Source organism: Bradyrhizobium sp. BWC-3-1 (assembly GCF_032917965.1).
Lineage (GTDB): Bacteria > Pseudomonadota > Alphaproteobacteria > Rhizobiales > Xanthobacteraceae > Bradyrhizobium > Bradyrhizobium canariense_D.
The window spans coordinates 163,152-184,164 of sequence record NZ_CP136625.1; the positions used below are offsets into that span (position 1 = coordinate 163,152).

At 65.2% G+C, this 21,013-nt stretch carries 22 protein-coding genes; 11 read left to right on the forward strand and 11 right to left on the reverse strand.

The features are described 5' to 3' along the window. Positions 1–10 precede the first annotated feature (10 nt). Together RX329_RS00740 and RX329_RS00745 are read left to right on the forward strand one after the other, a co-directional pair. Positions 11–544 carry a DUF2244 domain-containing protein gene (locus RX329_RS00740; protein WP_018459597.1) on the forward strand — a complete coding sequence of 178 codons (534 nt, stop codon included), beginning with the start codon at positions 11–13 and terminating at the stop codon, positions 542–544. Positions 545–600: 56 nt separating this feature from the next. Then, positions 601–1,497 (forward strand): methylated-DNA--[protein]-cysteine S-methyltransferase, encoded by an 897-nt coding sequence (locus RX329_RS00745; protein ID WP_018459598.1) that lies wholly within the window; start codon positions 601–603, stop codon positions 1,495–1,497. A gap of 94 nt (positions 1,498–1,591) precedes the next feature. Here the strand turns inward: RX329_RS00745 and RX329_RS00750 are convergent, their stop codons facing one another. The 8 genes from RX329_RS00750 to dnaK form a co-directional block, all read right to left on the reverse strand. Beyond that, positions 1,592–2,215: a 2,3-bisphosphoglycerate-dependent phosphoglycerate mutase gene (locus RX329_RS00750; protein WP_085359533.1), complete on the reverse strand. Its 624-nt coding sequence runs from the start codon at positions 2,213–2,215 to the stop codon at positions 1,592–1,594. A gap of 81 nt (positions 2,216–2,296) precedes the next feature. Continuing rightward, positions 2,297–3,112 (reverse strand): 4-hydroxy-tetrahydrodipicolinate reductase, encoded by an 816-nt coding sequence (gene dapB / locus RX329_RS00755; RefSeq protein ID WP_018459600.1) that lies wholly within the window; start codon positions 3,110–3,112, stop codon positions 2,297–2,299. A gap of 258 nt (positions 3,113–3,370) precedes the next feature. Next, entirely contained in the window at positions 3,371–3,682 is a 312-nt protein-coding gene (locus RX329_RS00760) for a DUF1330 domain-containing protein (protein WP_027566211.1), read from the reverse strand. A 23-nt stretch (positions 3,683–3,705) separates the two neighbouring features. Then, positions 3,706–4,416, reverse strand: a complete 711-nt coding sequence (gene pyrF, locus RX329_RS00765; protein ID WP_018459602.1) for an orotidine-5'-phosphate decarboxylase — start codon at positions 4,414–4,416, stop codon at positions 3,706–3,708. Positions 4,417–4,422: 6 nt separating this feature from the next. Then, positions 4,423–5,001 (reverse strand): NADPH-dependent FMN reductase, encoded by a 579-nt coding sequence (locus tag RX329_RS00770; RefSeq protein WP_085359535.1) that lies wholly within the window; start codon positions 4,999–5,001, stop codon positions 4,423–4,425. Positions 5,002–5,058: 57 nt separating this feature from the next. Then, on the reverse strand, positions 5,059–5,658 hold the full coding sequence (locus RX329_RS00775; protein WP_085349933.1) for a class I SAM-dependent methyltransferase: 600 nt from the start codon (positions 5,656–5,658) through the stop codon (positions 5,059–5,061). Between the two features lie 88 nt (positions 5,659–5,746). After that, positions 5,747–6,880 carry a molecular chaperone DnaJ gene (gene dnaJ, locus RX329_RS00780; RefSeq protein WP_085359537.1) on the reverse strand — a complete coding sequence of 378 codons (1,134 nt, stop codon included), beginning with the start codon at positions 6,878–6,880 and terminating at the stop codon, positions 5,747–5,749. A gap of 275 nt (positions 6,881–7,155) precedes the next feature. Next, positions 7,156–9,057, reverse strand: coding sequence for a molecular chaperone DnaK (gene dnaK, locus RX329_RS00785; protein ID WP_007598490.1), 1,902 nt, complete (start codon positions 9,055–9,057; stop codon positions 7,156–7,158). A gap of 394 nt (positions 9,058–9,451) precedes the next feature. On the opposite strand from dnaK, the gene RX329_RS00790 reads away from it, so the two are divergent. Together RX329_RS00790 and pncA are read left to right on the forward strand one after the other, a co-directional pair. Then, positions 9,452–10,393 (forward strand): hypothetical protein, encoded by a 942-nt coding sequence (locus RX329_RS00790; protein WP_018459606.1) that lies wholly within the window; start codon positions 9,452–9,454, stop codon positions 10,391–10,393. 146 nt (positions 10,394–10,539) lie between these two features. Beyond that, positions 10,540–11,262 (forward strand): bifunctional nicotinamidase/pyrazinamidase, encoded by a 723-nt coding sequence (gene pncA / locus RX329_RS00795; protein ID WP_026233851.1) that lies wholly within the window; start codon positions 10,540–10,542, stop codon positions 11,260–11,262. Positions 11,263–11,403: 141 nt separating this feature from the next. Here pncA and grpE read toward each other — a convergent pair whose 3' ends face one another. Both grpE and hrcA read right to left on the reverse strand, forming a co-directional pair. After that, positions 11,404–12,021, reverse strand: coding sequence for a nucleotide exchange factor GrpE (gene grpE, locus RX329_RS00800; RefSeq protein ID WP_317245486.1), 618 nt, complete (start codon positions 12,019–12,021; stop codon positions 11,404–11,406). Between the two features lie 96 nt (positions 12,022–12,117). Then, positions 12,118–13,206, reverse strand: coding sequence for a heat-inducible transcriptional repressor HrcA (gene hrcA / locus RX329_RS00805; protein ID WP_007598483.1), 1,089 nt, complete (start codon positions 13,204–13,206; stop codon positions 12,118–12,120). 181 nt (positions 13,207–13,387) lie between these two features. Between hrcA and rph the strand changes: the two genes are divergently transcribed. Genes rph through hemW form a run of 3 tightly spaced genes read left to right on the forward strand, consistent with a single transcriptional unit; the run spans position 13,388 to position 15,889 of the window. Beyond that, a complete protein-coding gene (gene rph / locus RX329_RS00810; RefSeq protein WP_007598482.1) occupies positions 13,388–14,101 on the forward strand; it encodes a ribonuclease PH in 714 nt (237 codons plus the stop codon). 11 nt (positions 14,102–14,112) lie between these two features. Beyond that, positions 14,113–14,748 carry an RdgB/HAM1 family non-canonical purine NTP pyrophosphatase gene (gene rdgB / locus RX329_RS00815; protein WP_018459609.1) on the forward strand — a complete coding sequence of 212 codons (636 nt, stop codon included), beginning with the start codon at positions 14,113–14,115 and terminating at the stop codon, positions 14,746–14,748. Next, positions 14,735–15,889 (forward strand): radical SAM family heme chaperone HemW, encoded by a 1,155-nt coding sequence (gene hemW, locus RX329_RS00820; protein WP_085349271.1) that lies wholly within the window; start codon positions 14,735–14,737, stop codon positions 15,887–15,889. The genes rdgB and hemW overlap by 14 nt, the downstream gene beginning before the upstream one ends. Before the next feature lie 51 nt (positions 15,890–15,940). Here hemW and RX329_RS00825 read toward each other — a convergent pair whose 3' ends face one another. After that, positions 15,941–17,194 (reverse strand): penicillin-binding protein activator, encoded by a 1,254-nt coding sequence (locus RX329_RS00825; protein WP_410706269.1) that lies wholly within the window; start codon positions 17,192–17,194, stop codon positions 15,941–15,943. A gap of 358 nt (positions 17,195–17,552) precedes the next feature. Between RX329_RS00825 and rsmI the strand changes: the two genes are divergently transcribed. The 4 genes from rsmI to cpaB all read left to right on the forward strand — a co-directional run bounded on the left by rsmI (position 17,553) and on the right by cpaB (position 21,013). Then, on the forward strand, positions 17,553–18,503 hold the full coding sequence (rsmI, locus tag RX329_RS00830) for a 16S rRNA (cytidine(1402)-2'-O)-methyltransferase (RefSeq protein ID WP_085359543.1): 951 nt from the start codon (positions 17,553–17,555) through the stop codon (positions 18,501–18,503). Then, a complete protein-coding gene (locus tag RX329_RS00835; protein ID WP_085349269.1) occupies positions 18,490–18,891 on the forward strand; it encodes a YraN family protein in 402 nt (133 codons plus the stop codon). The genes rsmI and RX329_RS00835 overlap by 14 nt, the downstream gene beginning before the upstream one ends. Positions 18,892–18,901: 10 nt before the next feature. Then, the gene (gshB, locus tag RX329_RS00840) at positions 18,902–19,846 is read left to right on the forward strand and encodes a glutathione synthase (protein ID WP_085359545.1); all 945 of its coding nucleotides are present in this window, start codon (positions 18,902–18,904) and stop codon (positions 19,844–19,846) included. Positions 19,847–20,209: 363 nt separating this feature from the next. Then, on the forward strand, positions 20,210–21,013 hold the full coding sequence (cpaB, locus tag RX329_RS00845; protein ID WP_085359547.1) for a Flp pilus assembly protein CpaB: 804 nt from the start codon (positions 20,210–20,212) through the stop codon (positions 21,011–21,013).

Sequence of the window (21,013 nt, forward strand, 5' to 3'; positions counted from 1 at the left end):
CTGAGGGACGATGAGCACAGGCAATGAAATTGAGCGCGAACGATCTGCAAGCGAGGCTGAGCCTCAGATCTTTTCCGCGCGCCTGACGCCGCACCGCTCGCTGAACCGCACCGGCTTCCTCGCCGTGATGCTGTTCCTGAGCGCCGTCAGCTTCGTCACCGGCCTCGTCTTCCTGATGATGGGCGCCTGGCCGGTGTTCGGCTTTTTCGGCCTCGACGTGCTGGTGATCTGGTGGGCTTTCAAGGCCAATTTCCGTGCGGCGCGGGCCAGCGAGGAGATCGTGGTCACGCCATCTGAATTGCGCGTGCGGCGCGTCAGCCAGCATGGCCAGGTCGTCGAATGGACCTTCAATCCGCTCTGGGTTCGACTCGACATGGAAATCGACGAGGATTTTGGCATCGAGCACCTCTATCTGATCTCGCGAGGTCACCAGATCCAGATCGCCCGCTTCCTGGGGCCGGACGAAAAGGCAAGTTTCTACAAGGGTTTGGTTGAGGCCTTAAATGCCGCCAGGCGCGGTCCGACCTACAATCCGGTGACCTGATTTGCGGATCGGAAATCGGGTGGTTTCGTACCCCGCCCCCTCCTACATTTCCAGGCATGATGACACTCGCGATACATGACCAGCGCCTGGCCGGGCCGGGCTCCCAGAACGCCGCGATGCGCGACTATGATTCCGTGCGCCGGGCGATCGCCTTCATCTCCGAAAAATGGCGCACGCAGCCGACCATCGAGGCGATGGCGGATGCGGCCGGCGTCACCCCGGACGAGCTGCACCATCTGTTCCGCCGCTGGGCCTCGATCACGCCGAAGGCTTTTATGCAGGCGCTCACGCTCGATCACGCCAAGGGCTTGCTCAGGGATTCCGCGAGCATCCTCGACGCCGCGCTTGACTCCGGTTTGTCGGGTCCGGGCCGGCTGCACGATCTCTTCGTCACCCATGAGGCGATGTCGCCGGGCGAATGGAAGAACGGCGGCGCCGGCCTCACCTTGCGCTACGGCTTCCATCACTCACCGTTCGGCACCGCGATCGTGATCGCGACCGATCGTGGATTGTCGGGACTCGCTTTCGCCGATCCCGGTGAGGAACAGGTGGCGCTTGCCGATATGACGCGGCGATGGCGGAACGCAACTTACGTCGAGGATCACGAAGGTACCGCACCATTGGCGCAGCGCATCTTCGACACAAAACTCTGGCGGCCGGACCAGCCGCTGCGCGTGGTGATGATCGGTACCGATTTCGAGGTGCGGGTGTGGGAGACCTTGCTGAAGATCCCGATGGGCCGCGCGGTGTCCTATTCGGACATCGCCTGCAACATCAACAGCCCGAAAGCGTCACGCGCCGTAGGCGCCGCCGTCGGCAAGAACCCGGTGTCCTTCGTCGTGCCCTGCCACCGCGCGCTCGGCAAGAGCGGCACGCTCACCGGCTACCACTGGGGCATCACCCGCAAGCAGGCGATGCTGGGCTGGGAGGCCGGGCAGCTGGGGCTGCAGTAAGAGTTGCTACGCGTAAACTGCCCCACTTAGTCGTCCTGGCGAAAGCCAGGACGACACCGAGTGCTTGGCGGGACTCAGTCGCGCGCGAACGTCTTTAACCCGCCAGATCCAGCTTCGATGTCACCGTCGAATCCGCATTGAGCCGGTAGATGATCGGCACGCCGGTGGCGAGCTCGCGCTTCAAAATGCCTTCGGGCGAGAGCTTTTCCAGCACCATGATTAGCGCGCGCAGCGAATTGCCGTGAGCCGCGACCAATGTGCGCTTGCCGTTGAGCACGCCGGGCAGGATCTCCTGCACGTAATATGGCAGCGCGCGCGCCAGCGTGTCCTTCAGGCTTTCGCCACCGGGCGGCGGCACGTCGTAGGAGCGGCGCCAGATCAGCACCTGGTCCTCGCCCCATTTCTTGCGGGCGTCATCCTTGTTGAGACCGGAGAGATCGCCATAGTCGCGCTCGTTCAGCGCGAGGTTCTTCGTCGTTGACAGGCCCTTCTGGTCGAGCTCGCCGAGAATGAGATCGAGCGTGTGCTGTGCGCGCGTCAAGACCGAGGTGTATGCAACGTCGAACACGAGACCCTGCGCCTTCAGCTTGCGGCCGGCTTCCGAGGCTTCCTTGACGCCGAGCTCGGTGAGATCAGGATCCTTCCAGCCCGTGAAGAGGTTCTTCAGATTCCATTCGCTCTGGCCGTGCCGCACCAGCACGAGAAGACGTTCGCTCATCGACTGCTTTTCCGTTTCGTTCGTTGTTTAAGCATGATCTTGTCGGAAAACCGCTTCACACTTTTCCGGATCATGCTTCGTTCAGATGTCGGACAGGCCGAGTACGTCGGCCATGGAGTAGTGCCCCGGCTTCTTGCCATGCGCCCAGAGCGCGGCTTTCAGCGCGCCGTGGGCGAACAGCATGCGATCCTCCGCGTGATGCGACAGCGTCAGGCGCTCGAACGCGCCGAGGAAGCTCACGCTGTGATCGCCGGCCGCGGTGCCGCCGCGCAACGACGCAAAGCCGATGTCGCCGGGCTTGCGTGCGCCGGTGATGCCGTCGCGGCCGCGGTCTGCATGCTCGTCGAGCGCGATGCCGCGGCCGCTAGCTGCGGCCTGGCCCAGCATCAGTGCCGTGCCCGAGGGCGCGTCGATCTTCATGCGGTGATGGGTCTCGACGATCTCGATGTCGAAGCTCTCGTCGAGCGCCTTGGCGACGCGCTTGACCACAGCGGCAAGCAGATTGACACCCAGGCTCATATTGCCGGACTGCACCACGACGGCGCGGTTGGTGACGCTCTTGATCACGGCGTTGTCGGAGCCCGACAGGCCGGTCGTTCCGACCACGTGCACGAGGCCGCGCTCGGCGGCGATCGCGACATTGGCGAGGGTCGCCGCGGGCACGGTGAAATCCAGAATGCCGTCGGCGTCCTTCGACATCGCCCAGAGATCGCCGGAGAGTTTGATGCCATTGGCCGGCAGACCTGCCAGCACGCCGGCATCCTTGCCGAGCAGCTCCGAGCCCGGCGCCTCCAGCGCGCCGGCCAGCACCGCGCCTTTGGTCTCGGCAATCGCCCGCGTCAGCGCCCGGCCCATCCGGCCGCCGGCTCCAGCAACGATCAAGCGCATATCGGACATGGTGCGATCCTCTCACGGCCGTTGTAGCGGGGGGATGCAGTTCCGGCAACCGAGGGGGATTAGGGGCAGGTCGCCTGCGGCCATCCTTCGAGACGCCCGCCTGTGGCGGCCCTCAGGATGAGGTCGCGTCTTGCGGCAAGATATCAGACCCTCATGGTGAGGAGCCCGCAAGGCGGGCGTTCCGGACGATGCTCTGCATCGCCGGGCGAACCATGCAGGCCGAGCATTTCGGCAAGAGTAATAAGAGGAGTTCGCGCCTCAGCCGTCTGACGGTTGCGGGCCGTCATAGCCCTCGATGATGATGAGGTCGGCGACGGAGTGCGGCTGGCGCACCTTGATGTTGGCCTGGTATTCCGGCGAGTTGTAGCAGGCGATCGCGGTCTCGTAGTCCGGGAATTCGATCACGACATTGCGGGTGCGGCTGGCGCCTTCGACGGTGGTGAACTTGCCGGCGCGGACGACGAAGCGGCCACCCCATTTCTTGAAGATCGGACCATTGGCGACGGCATAGGGCTTGTAGCCCTCGTCACTGCTCACGTCGACGCGTCCGATCCAGTAGCCTTTTGCCATTGTTCTTCTCCCTGTGTTGTTAGTTAGCCGAGCGCTTGCGCGATCTCGGCCTGGATGGCCTCGGCGATCGCCCTGGAGTCCGTGGCTTCCACCACCGGCCGCCCGACCACGAGATAATCCGCGCCGGCCGCAATCGCGCGGCCCGGCGTCATGATGCGTTTCTGGTCGCCGCTCGCGGCGCCCGCCGGCCGGATGCCGGGGGTGACGAGGCTCATCTGGTGGCCGACGATCTTGCGCAAGGCTCCGACTTCCTCGGGCGACGATACCAGCCCGTCGATGCCGAGCACCTGCGCCTGCTGCGCGCGCGCTTCGACGAGCTCGGAGACGCCGAGCCGGAAGCCTGCCGCGTGCAGATCGTCCTCGTTGTAGGACGTCAGAACAGTGACGGCGAGGATCTTCAGGTTCGAGCTGCCGCGACCTTCGACGGCACCCTTCATGGTCTGCGGATAAGCGTGCACGGTGAGGAAGGTCGCGCCGAGCCTTGTGATGCTGTCGACGCCCTGCGCCACGGTGTTGCCGATGTCGTGCAGCTTGAGATCGAGAAAGACCTTCTTGCCCTGGTCGGCGAGCTTGCCGACCAGCGGCAAGCCGCCGGCATAAGCGAGCCGATAGCCGATCTTGTAGAAGGTGACGCTGTCGCCGAGCCGGTTGACCATAGCTTCCGCGGCATCAACGCTGGGCAGATCGAGCGCGACGATCAGGCGGTCTTTCGGGGCAATCTCGGCTGGCGTCATGTCACCTCACATCATGCGTTGGGAAACGTCGATCAACTGCCGCACCAGTTCCTTCAACGCGGCGATATCGCCCTCGTGCTTCAGCCTGTCCATATCGTCATAGGCCTGGTCGGCAAAGGCGAGCGTCAGCTGGCTGGCAATCACATTGGCGTGGCAGGAGGTCAGGATCAGCCGCAACGCCTGCAGCGCGCGAGCCGCGCCAAGCCGGCTCTGCGAGGCGCCGGCGAGCGCGAAGACGCGGTTGCGGAACACCTCGCCGCGCGGCTCGTGCAGCTCATGCACGCGGCTGACCCAGTCGATCGCGTTCTTCAGCAGCGGCGGCACCGAGGCGTTGTATTCGGGCGAGACGATCAACACGCCATGATGCGCGCCGATCATGCGCTTGAGATTGATCGCGTGCTTCGGCACACCGGATTTGGCCTGCAGGTCGCCGTCATAAATCGGCAGCGGAAAATCGGCGAGCGAGATCCGGGTGACGTCGACACCGGCCTGATCGAATGCATAGGCAGCGACCGCTGCCAGCTTCGCATTGTGCGAGCCGGTGCGCAGGGAGCCGGGAATGATCAGAATTTTCGGTGCGGACATCCGCTTCCATGCGTTCGGCGAAACGAGACCGCCACGCAAACAGGAACGCCGGCGGAATTAGTCCTTGCGATACACCCAGACGCGGGCCGGCGGAAGGTTCATCCAGATCCGTTCGGAGGCCTCTGTGGACACGCCGGGCAGCGATTTCGGAATCGGCGGCACCACCGCATAGGTGAACTGGACGAAGGGCGCACCGGGCGCCAGGGCCGTGAAGGCGTCGCGGATGAGCCGCAGCCGCGTCAGCATCGGTTTTGTAACCAGCGGCAGGCCGGAGACGACCGCGGAGGCCGGCGCGCTCAGCACGTTCCACAGGGTGTCGCGCAGACGATAGGCATCGCCCTGCACCACCTTGGCCTGCGGATAGCGGTCGCGCAGCAGGGCGCAGAAGCCTGGATTGTATTCGACGAGGACGAGACGCTTCTGGTCGACGCCGCGCTCGACCAGGGCCGAGGTGATGGCGCCGGTGCCGGGCCCGAGCTCGACCACCGGTGAGTCCGAATTGACGTCGACGTAATGGGCCATGGTCCGGGCCAGCAGCTTGCCCGACGGCATCACTGCGCCCATGTGGAGAGGCTTTTCGATCCATGACCGGAGAAAACGCACCTCGTCATCGAGACGGGGCTTCTTCAACGCACGCGCGGACGATGGCAATGGCATGTCGGGACCGGCCGGGACCGCGTGACCGCGGCGTGTCAGAAAATGGTCATAAAGACGTATAGGCCGAAGGCGGCACGGTCAAGACGCGTCAACTCGCCCGATTACCGAAGAAATCCTTGACCTTGGTGAAGAAACCCTCGGATTCCGGCTGGGTATTGCCGGAGGAGAGCTTGTCGAACTCGGCCAGCAATTCCTGCTGCTTTTTGGTGAGGTTCTGCGGGGTCTCGACCACGACCTGAACGTACATGTCGCCCATCTGGCGCGAGCGCAGCACCGGCATGCCTTTTGATGCGATGCGGAATCGGCGGCTGGACTGGGTGCCCGCGGGGACCTTCACCTTGGTCTTGCCCTTGTCGATGGTCGGCACCTCGAACTCGCCGCCAAGCGCCGCCGTCACCATCGAGATCGGCACACGACAATGCAGATCGGCGCCGTCGCGCTGGAAGAACTGGTGCTGGGCCAGCGACAGGAAGATGTAGAGGTCCCCAGGCGGACCGCCGCGGACCCCGGCCTCGCCCTCGCCGGCGAGTCTGATCCTGGTGCCGTCCTCCACGCCGGGGGGAATGTTGACCGACAGCGTCCGCTCGCGGGTGACGCGCCCCTGACCCGAGCAGGACGGGCAGGCGTCCTCGATCATCTGGCCGCGGCCCTGGCAGCCCGGACAGGTGCGCTCCAGCGTGAAGAAGCCCTGCGACTGCCGTACGCGTCCGGCGCCGCCGCAGGTCGAGCAGGTCTTCGGCTTGGTGCCGGCCTTGGCCCCGATGCCCGAACAGGCCTCGCAAGTGACCGAGACCGGGATCTCGATCTGCGCGGTCTTGCCGCCAAAAGCTTCCTCGAGCGTGATTTCCATGTTGTAGCGCAGGTCGGCGCCGCGCTCGCGGCCGCCACGGCCCCCGCGCTGTCCGGCCATGCCGAACAGATCTTCGAAAATGTCGGAAAAGGAGGAGGCGAAGCCCGCACCGAAACCGGCACCACCGCCCCCGCCCTGCTCGAAGGCGGCATGGCCGTAACGGTCATAGGCAGCGCGCTTGTCCTTGTCTTTCAGGACCTCGTAGGCCTCGTTGATTTCCTTGAACTTGACTTCGCTGGTGTTGTCCCCCGGATTGCGGTCGGGGTGAAACTTCATCGCCAGCTTGCGGAACGACGATTTCAGCGCGGAATCGTCGGCATCGCGTTCGACTTCGAGGGTTTCGTAGTAGCAGCGCTTGGTGGACGTGGACATGATGAGCTCAGTCTATCCGATCGCGATTCAAGTCGGAGCGACGCAACGTCGCCATGCAACGATATAGGCAGCCTTCGGCCTCGCGGCAGAGGATTGCACGGCAGTGTTCAGAATAACGGCTGGGAATTGATCGATCGCAACGGGCCCGAATTTAACAGAGCCGATTTTCAAAGAGTCTTGGCCCGTCGAGCCCGACACGATGGCCTCCCCCGCGAGGGAGGAGGCCGTTGGCGCGTGTGGGGTCCAAGCCGTCCGCATCATCACCCTCGCGGGGTTCAGGCGGACTTCTTGTTGGTCTTGTCGTCGTCGACTTCGGTGAATTCCGCGTCGACGACGTCGTCCTTGGCCGCATCCTTCTTGGCGTCGGCTTCGGCCTGCTGCTTGTACATGGCCTCGCCGAGCTTCATCGAAGCCTGGGCCAGCGTTTGGGTCTTGGCCTTGATCGCTTCGGCATCGTCGCCCTTCAGCGCTTCCTTGAGGTCGCTGACGGCATCCTCGATGGCGCGGCGCTCGGTCTCGGCGACCTTCGAACCGTGCTCGGCCAGTGCCTTCTCGGTCGAATGCACCAGTCCATCCGCGTCGTTCTTGGCAGTCACGGCCTCGCGGCGCTTCTTGTCCGCCTCGGCATTGGCCTCGGCGTCCTTGACCATCTTCTCGATGTCGGCTTCCGATAGACCGCCGGAGGCCTGGATGCGGATCTGCTGCTCCTTGGACGTGGCCTTGTCCTTGGCCGAGACGTTGACGATGCCATTGGCGTCGATGTCGAACGTCACCTCGATCTGCGGCATGCCGCGCGGAGCCGGCGGAATGCCCATCAGGTCGAACTGGCCGAGCATCTTGTTGTCGGCCGCCATTTCACGCTCGCCCTGGAAGACGCGGATGGTGACCGCGTTCTGACTGTCCTCGGCGGTCGAGAACACCTGGCTCTTCTTGGTCGGGATCGTGGTGTTGCGGTCGATGATGCGGGTGAACACGCCGCCCAGAGTCTCGATGCCCAGCGACAGCGGGGTCACGTCGAGCAGCAGCACGTCCTTGACGTCGCCCTGAAGCACGCCGGCCTGGATCGCGGCGCCGATCGCCACGACTTCGTCCGGGTTGACGCCCTTATGCGGCTCCTTGCCGAACAGCTGCTTCACGACTTCCTGGACTTTCGGCATGCGCGACATGCCGCCGACCAGCACCACTTCGCCGATCTCGGCGGCGGTGAGGCCGGCATCCTTCAGCGCCTTGCGGCAGGGCTCGACGGTCTTCTGAACGAGGTCATCGACCAGCGCCTCGAACTTGGCGCGGGTGAGCTTCATCGTCAGATGCTTCGGGCCGGTCTGGTCCGCGGTGATGAAGGGCAGGTTGATCTCGGTCTGCGTCGTCGACGACAGCTCGATCTTGGCCTTTTCGGCGGCTTCCTTCAGGCGCTGCAACGCGAGCTTGTCGTTGCGCAGGTTGATGCCCTGCTCCTTCTGGAATTCGTCGGCGAGATAGCCGACCAGGCGCATGTCGAAGTCTTCGCCGCCGAGGAAGGTGTCGCCGTTGGTCGACTTCACCTCGAACACGCCGTCGCCGATTTCGAGAATCGAGATATCGAACGTGCCGCCGCCGAGATCGTACACGGCGATCGTACCGGCCTTGGTCTTGTCGAGGCCGTAGGCGAGCGCGGCCGCGGTCGGCTCGTTGATGATGCGCAGCACTTCAAGGCCCGCGATCTTGCCGGCGTCCTTGGTCGCCTGGCGCTGGGCGTCGTTGAAGTAGGCGGGCACGGTGATGACGGCCTGGTCGACCTTCTGGCCGAGATGGGCTTCCGCGGTCTCCTTCATCTTCTGCAAGATGAACGCCGAGACCTGCGAGGGCGAGTAGGTCTGGCCGTCGGCCTCGACCCAAGCGTCGCCGTTGGAAGCCTTCACGATCTTGTACGGAACGAGCTTCTTGTCCTTCTCGACCATCGGGTCGTCGTAGCGGCGGCCGATCAGGCGCTTCACTGCGAAGAACGTGCGCTCGGGATTGGTGACGGCCTGGCGCTTGGCCGGCTGGCCGACGAGGCGCTCACCGTCGTCCGTCACGGCGACGATCGAAGGCGTCGTGCGCATGCCTTCGGAATTCTCGATGACTTTGGCGTTCTTGCCATCCATTACGGCGACGCACGAATTCGTGGTGCCGAGGTCGATCCCGATGACCTTTCCCATGGTCCTGTATCCTTGTTTTTGCGGCAGGCTGGCTGGGCCCAGAAGGCACCCGAACCGAAACCCCCTAAGATCAAACATTCGCGATATTGCGATGGTTGGGGGTCATATAGGAGGGGGGGAGGTGCCTGCAAGGACCGAACGCAAGTTTCGGCCGTGAAAACATTGGGTTTTGGAAGAACATATCCGGGCTGCACCGCCCTTGCGGGTGAGAAATTATTAACAGGTCCGCGATCGGCCGGCATCCGCTACCGCATCCCGCCCCGCCCTGTTGCGGCCAGACCAAAACCGTTAAAAGGCGGGCAGCCGGCCGGGCTCGTCCTCGGGCTGCCTCGCGCGACAAAGCGGCCGGCTGGCCACCATCGAACGGCCTCAATGTGAACCAATCAGAGTGCCCATGAAGCTGATCCGCCCCCTCGCCGCGCTCGCCCTCCTCGTCGCCTCTACGCTTCCGGCTCTGGCCGCCGACGCCGTTTTCCCACCCGGCTTGCGCCTCGGCATGGTGCCATTGGTCGGCCTCAGCACGGCCAAGACCTTTCCCGGCTTCGAGAGCGAGGACGGCAACGTCAAGGTGCTGATCACGGAGCTGCCGCCGGCCGCCTATGGCGAGGTCGTGAGCGCCTTCAACTCCAACCCGGCCGGCACCAACGGCGTCAAGCAGGACAAGATCGAGACGCCCGCGGGCGTGGCCTATTTCACCACGGAGAGCGGCAAGGCGGGCGAGACGCCAGTGCGGCGCTATTCGATGATCGTGCCGGGCGCCGGCTTCTCCGGCTACGTCGCGGTGCAGATTCCGGAGAATGCGATCAAGATCTACACCGACGAGGCGGTGCGGCAGATGTTCGCGAGCGTCGTCACCCGGAAGCAGGTCTCGGCCGAAGAGCAGATCGCACTGATGCCGTTCAAGATCACCGATCTCGCCGACTTCAAGGACGTCCGCACGCTGGCGCCGGGCTCGAGTATCATCCTGGCCGACGGCGACGAGAGCTCCGGCTATGAATCGAAGCCGTTTATCATCCTCGGCGTGATTGGCGCCACCCCGCAAGCCGCCGACGACCGCGCCCGCTTCGCCCAGGAGGCGGCGCTCCAGATTCCCGGCGTGCGCGAGTCGCGCGTCACCATGTCCGAGCCGATCCGCATCAGCGGCCAGCAGGGTTTCGAGACCCGGATCGACGGCGTCAGCGGCAAGGACAAGACGCCGGTGACCGTGGTGCAGTGGATCCGCTTCAGCAGCGGCGGCGCCTCGCTGCGCATCATCGCCAGCGCCCCGCGCGAGCAATGGCCGGCCGCCTTCACCCGCTTCCGCGCGGTCCGCGACGGCATCCAGCCGAAGGGCTAGCAGCATCCGCAAGCGGGAGAGGTGCACCGAACCCGCGGCTCAAGCCCAACCACTCACCAAAGCCGGCTGCATTTTCGGGCTTCTGTTCGTATACGAACGGAACTAGGCTCCCCTTCCGTTGAGTTCATCCTGGAGGGAGGCGAATGATGCTGGATCGGCGACAAGTCTTGGCGGCGCTCGGGACGAGCGCGCTCGTGGCGCTCGCGCCCACGGCAATTCTGGCAGCGGCATCGATCAAGCCGGACGATGCATCCGCGCTGCTCGTGATCGACGTGCAGAACTGCTTCCTGCCCGGCGGCAGCCTTGCCGTGAAGGAAGGCGAGCAGGTGGTGCCCGTCATCAACAAGATCTCGAAAGCATTTTCGAATGTGGTGATGACGCAGGACTGGCACACGCAAGGCCATATTTCCTTTGCGTCAGTCCACGCCGGCAAGAAGCCGTTCGAGACCGTCGATCTTCCCTACGGCAAGCAGGTGCTGTGGCCCGACCATTGCGTGCAAGGCACCGACGGCGCCGCGCTGTCGAAAGACCTTGCGATCCCGCACGCCGAGCTCATCATCCGCAAGGGTTTTCACAAGGACGTCGACAGCTATTCGGCCTTCCTCGAAGCCGACGGCAAGACCTCGACCGGTCTCGCCGGCTATCTGAAGGCGCGCAAGATCAAGCGCGTCTTCGTCGCGGGGCTGGCGACGGATTTCTGCGTCGCCTGGACCGCGCTCGACGCGCGCAAGGCGGGCTTCGAGGTCTATGTGGTGGAAGACGCCTGCCGCGGCATCGACAATCAGGGTTCGCTGGCAAAAGCCTGGGCCGACATGGCCAAGGCCGGCGTGAAGCGGATTCAGTCCGCAGATATCGCGGCGAGCGCCTAGGCCCGGTCAAAAAACTGCAAGACCCTCATCCTGAGGAGCGCGCTTCTCCGCGCGCGTCTCGAAGGATGAAGGCCCCGCTGCAGCAGCGCGACCTGCATGGTTTGAGACGGCGCTGACGCGCCTCCTCCCCATGAGGATCAACTAGTTGGCCGCGCCGTTCGGCTCGTTGCTGTTGGCAGCCGGCGCGGCCTTGGCGCCACCCTTGGCGACACCGACCAAGGCGGGACGCAGCACGCGCTCGCCGATGGTGTAGCCGGCCTGCATGACCTGCACGACGGTGCCCGCGGGCACCGACGCATCGGCCACCTCGAACATCGCCTGCTGGAAGTTCGGGTCGAACTTCTGGCCCGAGGGGTCGAACTTCTTCACGCCGTGTTTTTCCAGCGCGCTGAGCAGCGAGCGCTCGGTCAGCTCGACGCCGTCGATCAGCGAGGCGAGGCCTGCATCGGCCGCCGCACGGGCTTCGGCCGGAACGGCATCGAGCGCGCGCTGCAGGTTGTCGGCGATGTCGAGCACGTCGCGGGCAAAGCCGGTGATGCCGTAGAGGCGGGCATCCGCGACCTCCTTGGTGGTCCGCTTGCGCAAATTCTCCATCTCGGCCAGCGTCCGCAGCATGCGGTCGCGCGCCTCGGCGACTTCCTTCTGCAGAAGCTCGACGGAGCCGGGCTCGGGATCGTCGGGCATGATGTAGGGTTTTGACACCACGGGCTCGCCGGCCGCAGCACTCGTGTCTTCGGGTTGCCGGTCTCGATCGGTCATCGGCTCTCTTTTCGCATTCGTCTCAGGGGGTTTCTGGCCCGGATATCGTGCTTCGGGCGGCGAAAATCAAGCGCCCGTGATCGGCCCGGCCGCCGGTCAGCCCCCCAAGAGCCGGCTGACGATGCGGGCAGCGTAGTCCACGGTGGGGATCACGCGGGCATAATTCAGCCGCGTCGGCCCGATCACGCCCAAAACGCCGACGATATGGCCGGCGGCGTCCCGATAAGGCGAGATGATGGTGGACGAACCCGACAGCGAGAACAGCTTGTTCTCACTGCCGATGAAGATCCGCACGCCTTCCGCGGTCTCGGCCCGGCCGAGCAGGTCGATCACGCCGCGCTTGGTCTCGAGATCGTCGAACAGCAGGCGAACGCGCTCGAGATCCTCCAGCGCATGCAAATCCTCGAGCAGATTGGCGTGGCCGCGGACGATGAGCTGACGATCCTCGTTCTCGCCGCCGGACCAGCTGGCGATGCCGGCCGAGATCACCTTGTGCGTCAGCTGATCGAGCTCGGTGCGCGCCTCTCCGAGCGCGGTCTCGAGCTCCAGCCGCGCCTCGGCCAAGGTCCGGCCTCGGATGCGGGCATTGAGGAAGTTGCCGGCTTCGGTCAACGCCGAGGATGGAACTCCCGGCGGCAGCGTCAACACGCGATTTTCGACCTGCCCGTCCTCGCCGACCAGGATCACCAATGCCTTTTCCGGTTCCAAGCGGACGAATTCGATATGTTTCAGCCGCGCATTGGATTTCGGCGTCAGCACGACCGCGGCCGCGCGGGTCAGGCCGGAGAGCCGCGTCAATGCCTCCTCGAGCGCAGCCTCCACCGATTGCGCGTGGCCGACGGAGGTCAACTGGCTCTGGATCGCCTGCCGTTCACTGTCATTGAGGTCGCCGACCTGCATCAGGGCATCGACGAAGAACCGCAGGCCGAGTTCCGTCGGCAATCGGCCGGCGGAGGTGTGCGGGGCGTAGATCAGGCCGAGCTGTTCCAGATCGGCCATGACGTTGCGGACCGAGGCGGGCGACAGCGGCATGGCAATCAGGCGCGAAATATTGCGCGAGCCCACCGGCTCCCCGGTCGCGAGATAGCTTTCGACGATTTGACGAAAGATGTCGCGGGAACGCTCGTTGAGCTGGGCGAGGCCCGCGCGCGGCGCGATCAGATGGATCGGATCGTGATGGGCCACAGACGGTAACTCCTCTAAGACACAGGTAATTTGTCTATCCCGGATGCTTCTGACAAGCGTGGCGTTGGCGGATTGGAAATCGGGGGTGAAGAAGGCCTCGATCTTCCCCCTTGCCGCCCACCCTCACCCCCCCTACAAGCACCGCCAACAGCCCTTTTCCGAGAGTTTTGGAGGATTTCCCATGCGGCCAAGCCGCCGTGCGCCCGACGAATTGCGCCCCGTGACGCTGGAGCGCGGCGTGGTCAAATATGCGGAAGGCTCGTGCCTGGTGAAATTCGGCGACACCCACGTGCTGGTCACCGCCACGCTGGAAGACCGCCTGCCGCCATGGCTGAAGGGCCAGGGCCGCGGCTGGGTCACCGCCGAATACGGCATGCTGCCGCGCGCGACCTCGGAACGCACCCGCCGCGAGGCCTCCGCCGGAAAGCAGAGCGGCCGCACCGTCGAAATCCAGCGCCTGATCGGCCGCTCGCTTCGCACCATCATCAATCTCGAAGCGCTCGGTGAGCGCCAGATCACGGTCGATTGCGACGTGCTCCAGGCCGACGGCGGCACCCGCACCGCCTCGATCACCGGTGCCTGGGTCGCGCTGGCCGATTGCGTCAGCTGGATGAAGGCGCGCAACATGGTCAAGGCCAATGTGTTGCGCGACAACGTCGCCGCGATCTCCTGCGGCATCTACAAGGGCACGCCCGTGCTCGACCTCGACTATGCCGAGGACTCCGAAGCCGACACCGACGCCAATTTCGTCATGACCGGCGATGGCCGCATCATCGAGGTCCAGGGCACCGCGGAACGCGAGCCGTTCACGGAAGCCGAGTTCCTGGCGTTGATGGCGCTGGCGCGCAAGGGCGTCGCGCGTCTCGTGGACTTGCAGAAACTGGCGGTAGCGTAGTCAATAGCCCGATGCACCGCCGAATCACCGGAAAGCTGGTCATCGCGACCCATAATCCCGGCAAGCTCGCCGAGATGAAGGAGCTGCTCGCGCCTTACGGCATCGAAGCAGTGTCGGCCGGCGAGCTCGGCCTTCCCGAGCCGGAAGAAACCGGAAACGATTTCCGCAGCAATGCCGCGATCAAGGCGATCGCGGCGGCGCAGGCAACGAAGCTGCCGTCTTTCGCCGATGATTCCGGCATCGTGGTCGACGCGCTCGACGGCGCGCCCGGCATCTACTCGGCGCGCTGGGCCGGCCCGAACAAGGATTTTGCCGCAGCGATGGCGCAGATCGAGCGTCTGTTGCAGGAGCGCGGCGCGACCACGCCGGCCAAACGCAAGGCGCACTTCGTTTCCGCGCTCTGCGTTGCATGGCCCGACGATCATCTCGAAGAGGTCGAGGGGCGCGTCGACGGCACGCTGGTGTGGCCGCCGCGCGGCACCGCCGGCTTCGGCTACGACCCGATGTTTTTGCCCGACGGCCATAGCCGCACCTTCGGCGAGATGGAGAGCATCGAGAAGCACGGCCTGCCGCCGCTCGGTCTCGGCCTGTCGCATCGTGCCCGCGCCTTCGTGAAACTGGCGGAGATCTGCCTTGAGCCGCGCTAAGGAAGCCTTCGGCGTCTACGTGCACTGGCCGTTCTGCCTGTCGAAGTGCCCCTATTGCGACTTCAACAGCCACGTTCGCCACGCCGCGATCGACGAGCCGCGGTTTGCGTCAGCATTCGCGCGCGAAATCGCTGCGACCGCCGAGCGCGCGCCCGGACGCGAAGTCACCTCGATCTTTCTCGGCGGCGGTACGCCCTCGCTCATGCAGCCTGCAACCGTCGGCGCTGTGCTCGACGCCATCGGCAAGCACTGGACCGTGGCGAAAGACGTCGAAGTCACGCTGGAGGCAAACCCGACCAGCGTCGAGGCTACGCGCTTCGCCGGCTATCGCGCCGCCGGCGTCAACCGCGTCTCGCTCGGCGTGCAGGCGCTCGACGATGCCTCGCTGAAAGCGCTCGGCCGCATGCACAGCGCGCGCGAGGCCCTCGATGCCGTCGCCATCGCGCGCCGCTCGTTCGATCGCTATTCGTTCGACCTGATCTACGCCCGTCCCGACCAGACGCCGGCGATGTGGGCCGATGAATTGCGTCTCGCGATCGGCGAGGCGGCCGAGCATCTGTCGCTCTATCAATTGACGATCGAAGAAGGCACGCCGTTCTTCGGCCTACATCAAGCCGGCAAGCTGAAGACGCCGGATGAAGCGGTCGCACGCGCGCTCTACGACGTCACGCAGGAGACCTGCGACAGGCTCGGCCTGCCCGCCTACGAGATTTCAAATCACGCGCGGCGCGGCGCCGAGTGCCGGCACAATCTGGTCTACTGGCGCGGCGAAGAATATGCCGGCATCGGCCCCGGCGCCCATGGCCGCCTCGACATCGACGGTATCAGGCACGCGACCGCCACCGAGAAGCGCCCCGAAGCCTGGCTGATGCGGGTCGAGACCAACGGCCACGGCGTCGTCACCGACGATCTCCTCAACAGCGAAGAGCGCGCCGACGAATTCCTGCTTATGGGATTGCGCCTCGCCGAGGGCATCGACCCCGAGCGTTACAAAGCGCTCTCCGGCCGCTCACTCGATCCCAAGCGCATCACGCTGCTGAGCGAAGAAGGTGCAATCACGGTGGATGCAACGGGACGGCTGCGCGTGACGAGCAGCGGTTTTCCGGTGCTGGACGCGGTGGTCGCGGATCTCGCGGCGTAAAGTCTCTCCATCGTCGTCCTGGCGAAAGCCAGGACGACGTCGAGGAAACAGCTACGCCCCAAAGCTCTTCGGCGAGCCCGCGACCGCAACGCCGCCGCCGGTCGTGACCTTCATCACCGCCAAGCCCCGCTCATTGGTGCCGTCGGCGCGAAAGCGGAACAGGCCGTCGATGCCGGCAAAGCCGGAGGGATTGGTGAGCACGTCCGACGAAAAGCGCGTCGTGCCCTGCGTACGCGCCAGCGCGGCCACCAGGGCGACCGCATCATAGGCAAGCGTGGCGGTGCGCACGGGCTCGGCGCCGTATTTGGTGCGATAGCGGCCGGAGAAGGCGCGGAAGCCCGCCGGGTCCGGCGCGGCGTAGAGGCCGCCTTGCAAGTTGGAGCTGGCATAGACGCGCGGACTGTCCCACAGGCCGGTGCCGAGCAGCTGGATATTGCGCAGATTCGCACCCGCCGCGCTCATCGCATCGGCGACCGAGACGACGGCGTCGCCATCATCGGCGATGAACAGCGCATCGGCGCTGCCGAGCTGCTGCGCCACGGTGCGGGCCGGCGTGGCGCGATCGGCGCCGTATTTCTCGAACGCGACGATGCGCCCTCCGCGGCGCGGCACCGCCGCCTTCACCGCGGCCTCGACCACATTGCCATAGGCATTGTCGGGCACGAGCACGGCGACGGAGCGCTTTCCGATGCTGGCAGAATATTCGACGATGCGGTTGACGTCGGACTCCGGCAGGAAGCTCAGCAGATAGACACCGCGGCCGGCAATGCTGGAATCGGTCGAGAACGCCATCACCGGGATGCCGCGCGTGCGCGCGATCTGCGCCACTGCAGGCACCGATTGCGCGAACAGCGGCCCGAGGATGATCTCGGCGCCCTCGTCGACCGCCTGCTGCGCACTGGCCTGCGCGCCCTGCGGGCTGCCATTGTCGTCCTTGATCAGGAGCTGGATGTTGGGATTCTGGAACTCGGCCAACGCCATCTCGGCGGCATTGCGCATCGACTGCGCAGCGAGGCCGGCATTGCCGGATGCCGACAGCGGCAGGATCACGGCAACCTTCACCCCGCCGGTGCCGGCGGTCGTCGCCTGCTGCGGCGGCCCGGCCGGCTGGGCCGGAGGCGGAGAGGAGCTGCTGAACGGATTGGAGAACTGGCTCAGGCTCTGCTGCACGCCGGCGCAGGCCGACAGCAGCGGCGTGCCGAGCAACAGGCCGAGCGCGCTTCGCCGGGTCGCCCCTGACATCAGGGGCCCCTGAACGGGAGACTCTTCCGGAAGGGAAGATCTGGGATCACGTGGGCCCGTCATGACAGTTTCTCTTCTGACCGACCGTCGCCAGCCGCTCACGACATTCTTTCCACGACACCAGCCATGGATTCAGGCATATTGTCGGCAAATAGTTAACTCAAACAAAAGGATAATGCCCGCTTAACGCGGCTTCCTCTCAAGTTCTGGCTAGCTGTCCGCCGTCCGTCACCCCGCATCAAGGCGGCGTTTCCGCCGCGAATATGGCGCTGACGCTTCATTCCCTCGGGAATGTGATGCCGAATGATCACATTCCAGTCCTTCCTTGCCCCTTGCCCCTTGCCTCGCCCCTTGCCCAGGCACGATCTTTTTGCCGGGACCGGTTCCCAGCCCCGGGGATCATGCCTAAGTTCGTCTGATTATGCGCGCAAAGCCGTCCCCGACAAACACACCTGAGACGACGGAGGCCGCCTCGCGCGGTTTCTCCGTCGACGCCCATCGCCTTGTCGCGCCGAAGGCCGCGCCTGGCCTGCACCTGGTCGCGACCCCCATCGGCAATCTCGGTGACATCACGCTGCGGGCGCTGCAGACCCTCGCCGGGGTCGATGTAATCGCCTGCGAGGACACCCGCATCACGCGGCGTCTGACCGAGCGCTACGACATCTCCGCGCAGCTCAAGCAATACCACGAGCACAACGCGGAAGCGGCCCGTCCGAAGATCCTGGAGCGGCTTTCGCAGGGTGGTTCGATCGCGCTGGTGTCGGATGCCGGCACGCCGTTGATCTCGGACCCCGGCTACAAGCTGGTGCGCGAGGTCTGCGCCGCCGGCCACGCGGTCTACGCGCTGCCCGGCCCGTCCTCGGTGCTGGCGGCGCTATCGGTCGCAGCGCTGCCGACCGACCGCTTCTTCTTCGAAGGCTTTCTGCCTTCGAAATCCGCCGCGCGAAAGTCGCGCCTGGCCGAGCTTGCGCGCATCGATGCGACGCTGGTGATGTTCGATTCCGGCAACCGCGTGCAGGACACGCTCGCCGAGCTCGCCGAGATCATGGGGACCCGGGAAGCCGCGATCTGCCGCGAGCTGACCAAACTGCACGAGCAGATTTCGCGCGCGACGCTGCGTGAGCTGGCGCGCGATGCCGATACGCTGGAGACGCGCGGCGAATTCGTGCTGGTGATCGCTCCACCTGCGGCGGATGCCGGGATGCTGACATCGGACGCGCTCGACGACCTTCTGCGCGAGCAGCTCGCCGCGAACAGCGTCAAGGATGCGGTGGCGCATGCGGTCGCGCTCTCGGGCCGGCCGCGCCGCGAGGTCTATGCCCGCGCGCTCGAGCTTGCCAAAGATCTGCGGGGCGGCGATGGCGAAGAATGAGGCCCCGGCGGAACCGAAAATCGCCTCGCCCGAGCGCGTCGCCGCGTTTCGCACCGGCATCTCCGCGGAAAGCCGCGCCGCGGCCTATCTCATGGCCAAGGGCTACCGCATCCTCGCCAAACGTTACCGCACGCCGCATGGCGAGATCGACATCGTGGCGCGCCGCCGCAATTTGATCGCCTTCGTCGAGGTCAAGGCGCGCGCGACGCTGGACGACGCCGCCTTCGCCGTGACGCCGCGCCAGCAGCAGCGCATCATCGATGCCGCGCAAGGCTGGCTCGTCGCGCATCCCGAGCATGCGGAATTTGAGATGCGATTCGATGCCATGCTAATTGCGCCGAAACGACTTCCACGCCATGTGTTGGCGGCATTCGACGCCTCGACCTGAAAGGCAGACCATGAAACTGAACGTCGCCGTCCAGATGGACCCCATCGCCCGCATCAACATCAAGGGCGATTCCACCTTTGCGCTGCTCCTGGAGGCGCAGAAGCGCGGCCATGGTCTGTCCTATTACACGCCCGACAAGCTCTCGATGGTCGGCGAGGAGATCGTCGCTCCGGTTCAGCTGCTCACCGTGCGCGACGAGCCGGGCAATCATTTCGCCCTGGGCGAACCCAGGCGCGAGGCGCTCAACGGCTTCGACGTGGTGCTGCTCCGCCAGGATCCGCCGTTCGACCTCGCCTACATCACCTCGACGCACCTTCTCGAACGCATCCATCCGAAGACGCTCGTCGTCAACGATCCCGCCTCCGTGCGCAACGCGCCGGAGAAGCTGTTCGTGATGAACTTCCCGCAGCTGATGCCGCCGACGCTGATCTCGCGCGACCTCGACGAGATCAACGCGTTTCGCGACAGGCATGGCGCCGTCGTCATGAAGCCGCTGCACGGCCATGGCGGCGCTGCGGTGTTCCGCGTGATGCCGCAGGACATGAATTTCGGCTCGCTGTTCGACATGTTCTCCGTGACGTTCAAGGAAGCCTGGGTAATCCAGCAGTTCATCCCCGAGGTAAAGCACGGCGACAAGCGCATCATCCTGATCAATGGCGAGTTCGCCGGCGCGGTGAATCGCGTGCCGGCCACGGACGACCTCCGCTCCAACATGGTGCGCGGCGGCGCAGCGCAGGAGACCGAGCTCACGCCGCGCGAGCGCGAGATCTGCGCCACCGTCGGCCCGGCGATGCGCGAGCGCGGGCTGTTGTTCGTCGGCATCGACGTCATCAACGGCAACCTCACCGAGATCAACGTGACCTCGCCGACCGGCATCCGCGCCATCGCGCGGCTCGGCGGACCGGACGTTGCCGCAAAGCTCTGGGACGTGATCGAGCAAAAACGCGCGAAGTAGCCGCCGGCCCATAGCCCGGATGGAGCGCAGCGAAATCCGGGCTGCCACATCATGTTCAGCGGCCCCGGATTGCGCTTCGCTCCATCCAGGCTACGTAATGCATGCGCGGCATCACCCCGCACACCACTAACCACCCATTCACCATGACGCCGCGCGCATCATTCGAACGCAGTGGCCGCACTGCGTGAAACTACGGGGCCGGTGGCCGACCGGCTAACGCGACGTTCACCATCCGCCGAAAGACCACAGCGCGGCCGTCGATCACATTCGGCCTCGCAACACCGCTTATACTTTTGCTGCCTACTCATCGACACGGGGACCCGCCAGGTGCGGTTCGAGTACCCTGCGTAAGAGTAGAAGCGTATGAACACCGCACGCATTATCGTTCTCGTCATCGCGCTGGGCGCCGGCGGCGTCGCTGCGTATCTGGCGAGCGGCTATGACAATAAGCCCGCGCCCGTTCTCCCCGTCGCCGAGAAGCTGCCGACGGTCGAGGTCCTGGTCGCCAAGAACGACATTCAGCTCGGTCAAGCCGTGAAGCCCGAGGACCTGCAATGGCAGCTCTGGCCGGCGGCGACCACGAGCAGCGCCTTCATCCGCCGCGACAACAGGCCCGAGGCGCAGATCCAGATTGCAGGCTCGATCGCACGCGTGCCGTTGATGCAGGGCGAGCCAATCCGCGAGCAGAAGCTGGTCAGGGCCGACGGCTCCGGCTTCATGGCCGCGATCCTGCCGTCGGGCATGCGCGCCGTCTCCACCGAGATTTCAGCCGAGACTGCCGCCGGCGGCTTCATCCTGCCGAATGACCGCGTCGACATCATGCTGACCCGCCGCCTGAAGAATCCTGACGGGGCCGCCGGTAACGACCTCATCCTATCCGAAGCGATCCTGACCAATATCCGCGTGCTCGCGATCGACCAGGCGCCGAAGGAAAAGGACGGCCAGAACGCCGTCGTCGGCAGGACCGTCACGCTCGAGCTTAAACCCGACCAGGTCGCCGCGCTATCGGCAGCGCGCCAGGGCGGCACGCTGACACTCGCGCTGCGCAGCATCGTCGATGCCAACTCGGTCGACAGCACGCCCGAGGACCAGGCGAGCAAGCGGTCCGGCGGGGTCAACGTGATCCGCTACGGCGTACAGGCGCGGCAACTGACGTCACAGAAGTGA

Excerpts from the sequence above, each read along its gene's own strand:
- RX329_RS00740 (WP_018459597.1), top strand. The coding sequence starts at position 11 with ATGAGCACAGGCAATGAAATTGAGCGCGAACGATCTGCAAGCGAGGCT.
- RX329_RS00745 (WP_018459598.1), top strand. The coding sequence starts at position 601 with ATGATGACACTCGCGATACATGACCAGCGCCTGGCCGGGCCGGGCTCC.
- RX329_RS00750 (WP_085359533.1), bottom strand. The coding sequence starts at position 2,215 with ATGAGCGAACGTCTTCTCGTGCTGGTGCGGCACGGCCAGAGCGAATGG.
- dapB (WP_018459600.1), bottom strand. The coding sequence starts at position 3,112 with ATGTCCGATATGCGCTTGATCGTTGCTGGAGCCGGCGGCCGGATGGGC.
- RX329_RS00760 (WP_027566211.1), bottom strand. The coding sequence starts at position 3,682 with ATGGCAAAAGGCTACTGGATCGGACGCGTCGACGTGAGCAGTGACGAG.
- pyrF (WP_018459602.1), bottom strand. The coding sequence starts at position 4,416 with ATGACGCCAGCCGAGATTGCCCCGAAAGACCGCCTGATCGTCGCGCTC.
- RX329_RS00770 (WP_085359535.1), bottom strand. The coding sequence starts at position 5,001 with ATGTCCGCACCGAAAATTCTGATCATTCCCGGCTCCCTGCGCACCGGC.
- RX329_RS00775 (WP_085349933.1), bottom strand. The coding sequence starts at position 5,658 with ATGCCATTGCCATCGTCCGCGCGTGCGTTGAAGAAGCCCCGTCTCGAT.
- dnaJ (WP_085359537.1), bottom strand. The coding sequence starts at position 6,880 with ATGTCCACGTCCACCAAGCGCTGCTACTACGAAACCCTCGAAGTCGAA.
- dnaK (WP_007598490.1), bottom strand. The coding sequence starts at position 9,057 with ATGGGAAAGGTCATCGGGATCGACCTCGGCACCACGAATTCGTGCGTC.
- RX329_RS00790 (WP_018459606.1), top strand. The coding sequence starts at position 9,452 with ATGAAGCTGATCCGCCCCCTCGCCGCGCTCGCCCTCCTCGTCGCCTCT.
- pncA (WP_026233851.1), top strand. The coding sequence starts at position 10,540 with ATGCTGGATCGGCGACAAGTCTTGGCGGCGCTCGGGACGAGCGCGCTC.
- grpE (WP_317245486.1), bottom strand. The coding sequence starts at position 12,021 with ATGACCGATCGAGACCGGCAACCCGAAGACACGAGTGCTGCGGCCGGC.
- rph (WP_007598482.1), top strand. The coding sequence starts at position 13,388 with ATGCGGCCAAGCCGCCGTGCGCCCGACGAATTGCGCCCCGTGACGCTG.
- rdgB (WP_018459609.1), top strand. The coding sequence starts at position 14,113 with ATGCACCGCCGAATCACCGGAAAGCTGGTCATCGCGACCCATAATCCC.
- RX329_RS00825 (WP_410706269.1), bottom strand. The coding sequence starts at position 17,194 with ATGACGGGCCCACGTGATCCCAGATCTTCCCTTCCGGAAGAGTCTCCC.
- rsmI (WP_085359543.1), top strand. The coding sequence starts at position 17,553 with ATGCGCGCAAAGCCGTCCCCGACAAACACACCTGAGACGACGGAGGCC.
- RX329_RS00835 (WP_085349269.1), top strand. The coding sequence starts at position 18,490 with ATGGCGAAGAATGAGGCCCCGGCGGAACCGAAAATCGCCTCGCCCGAG.
- gshB (WP_085359545.1), top strand. The coding sequence starts at position 18,902 with ATGAAACTGAACGTCGCCGTCCAGATGGACCCCATCGCCCGCATCAAC.
- cpaB (WP_085359547.1), top strand. The coding sequence starts at position 20,210 with ATGAACACCGCACGCATTATCGTTCTCGTCATCGCGCTGGGCGCCGGC.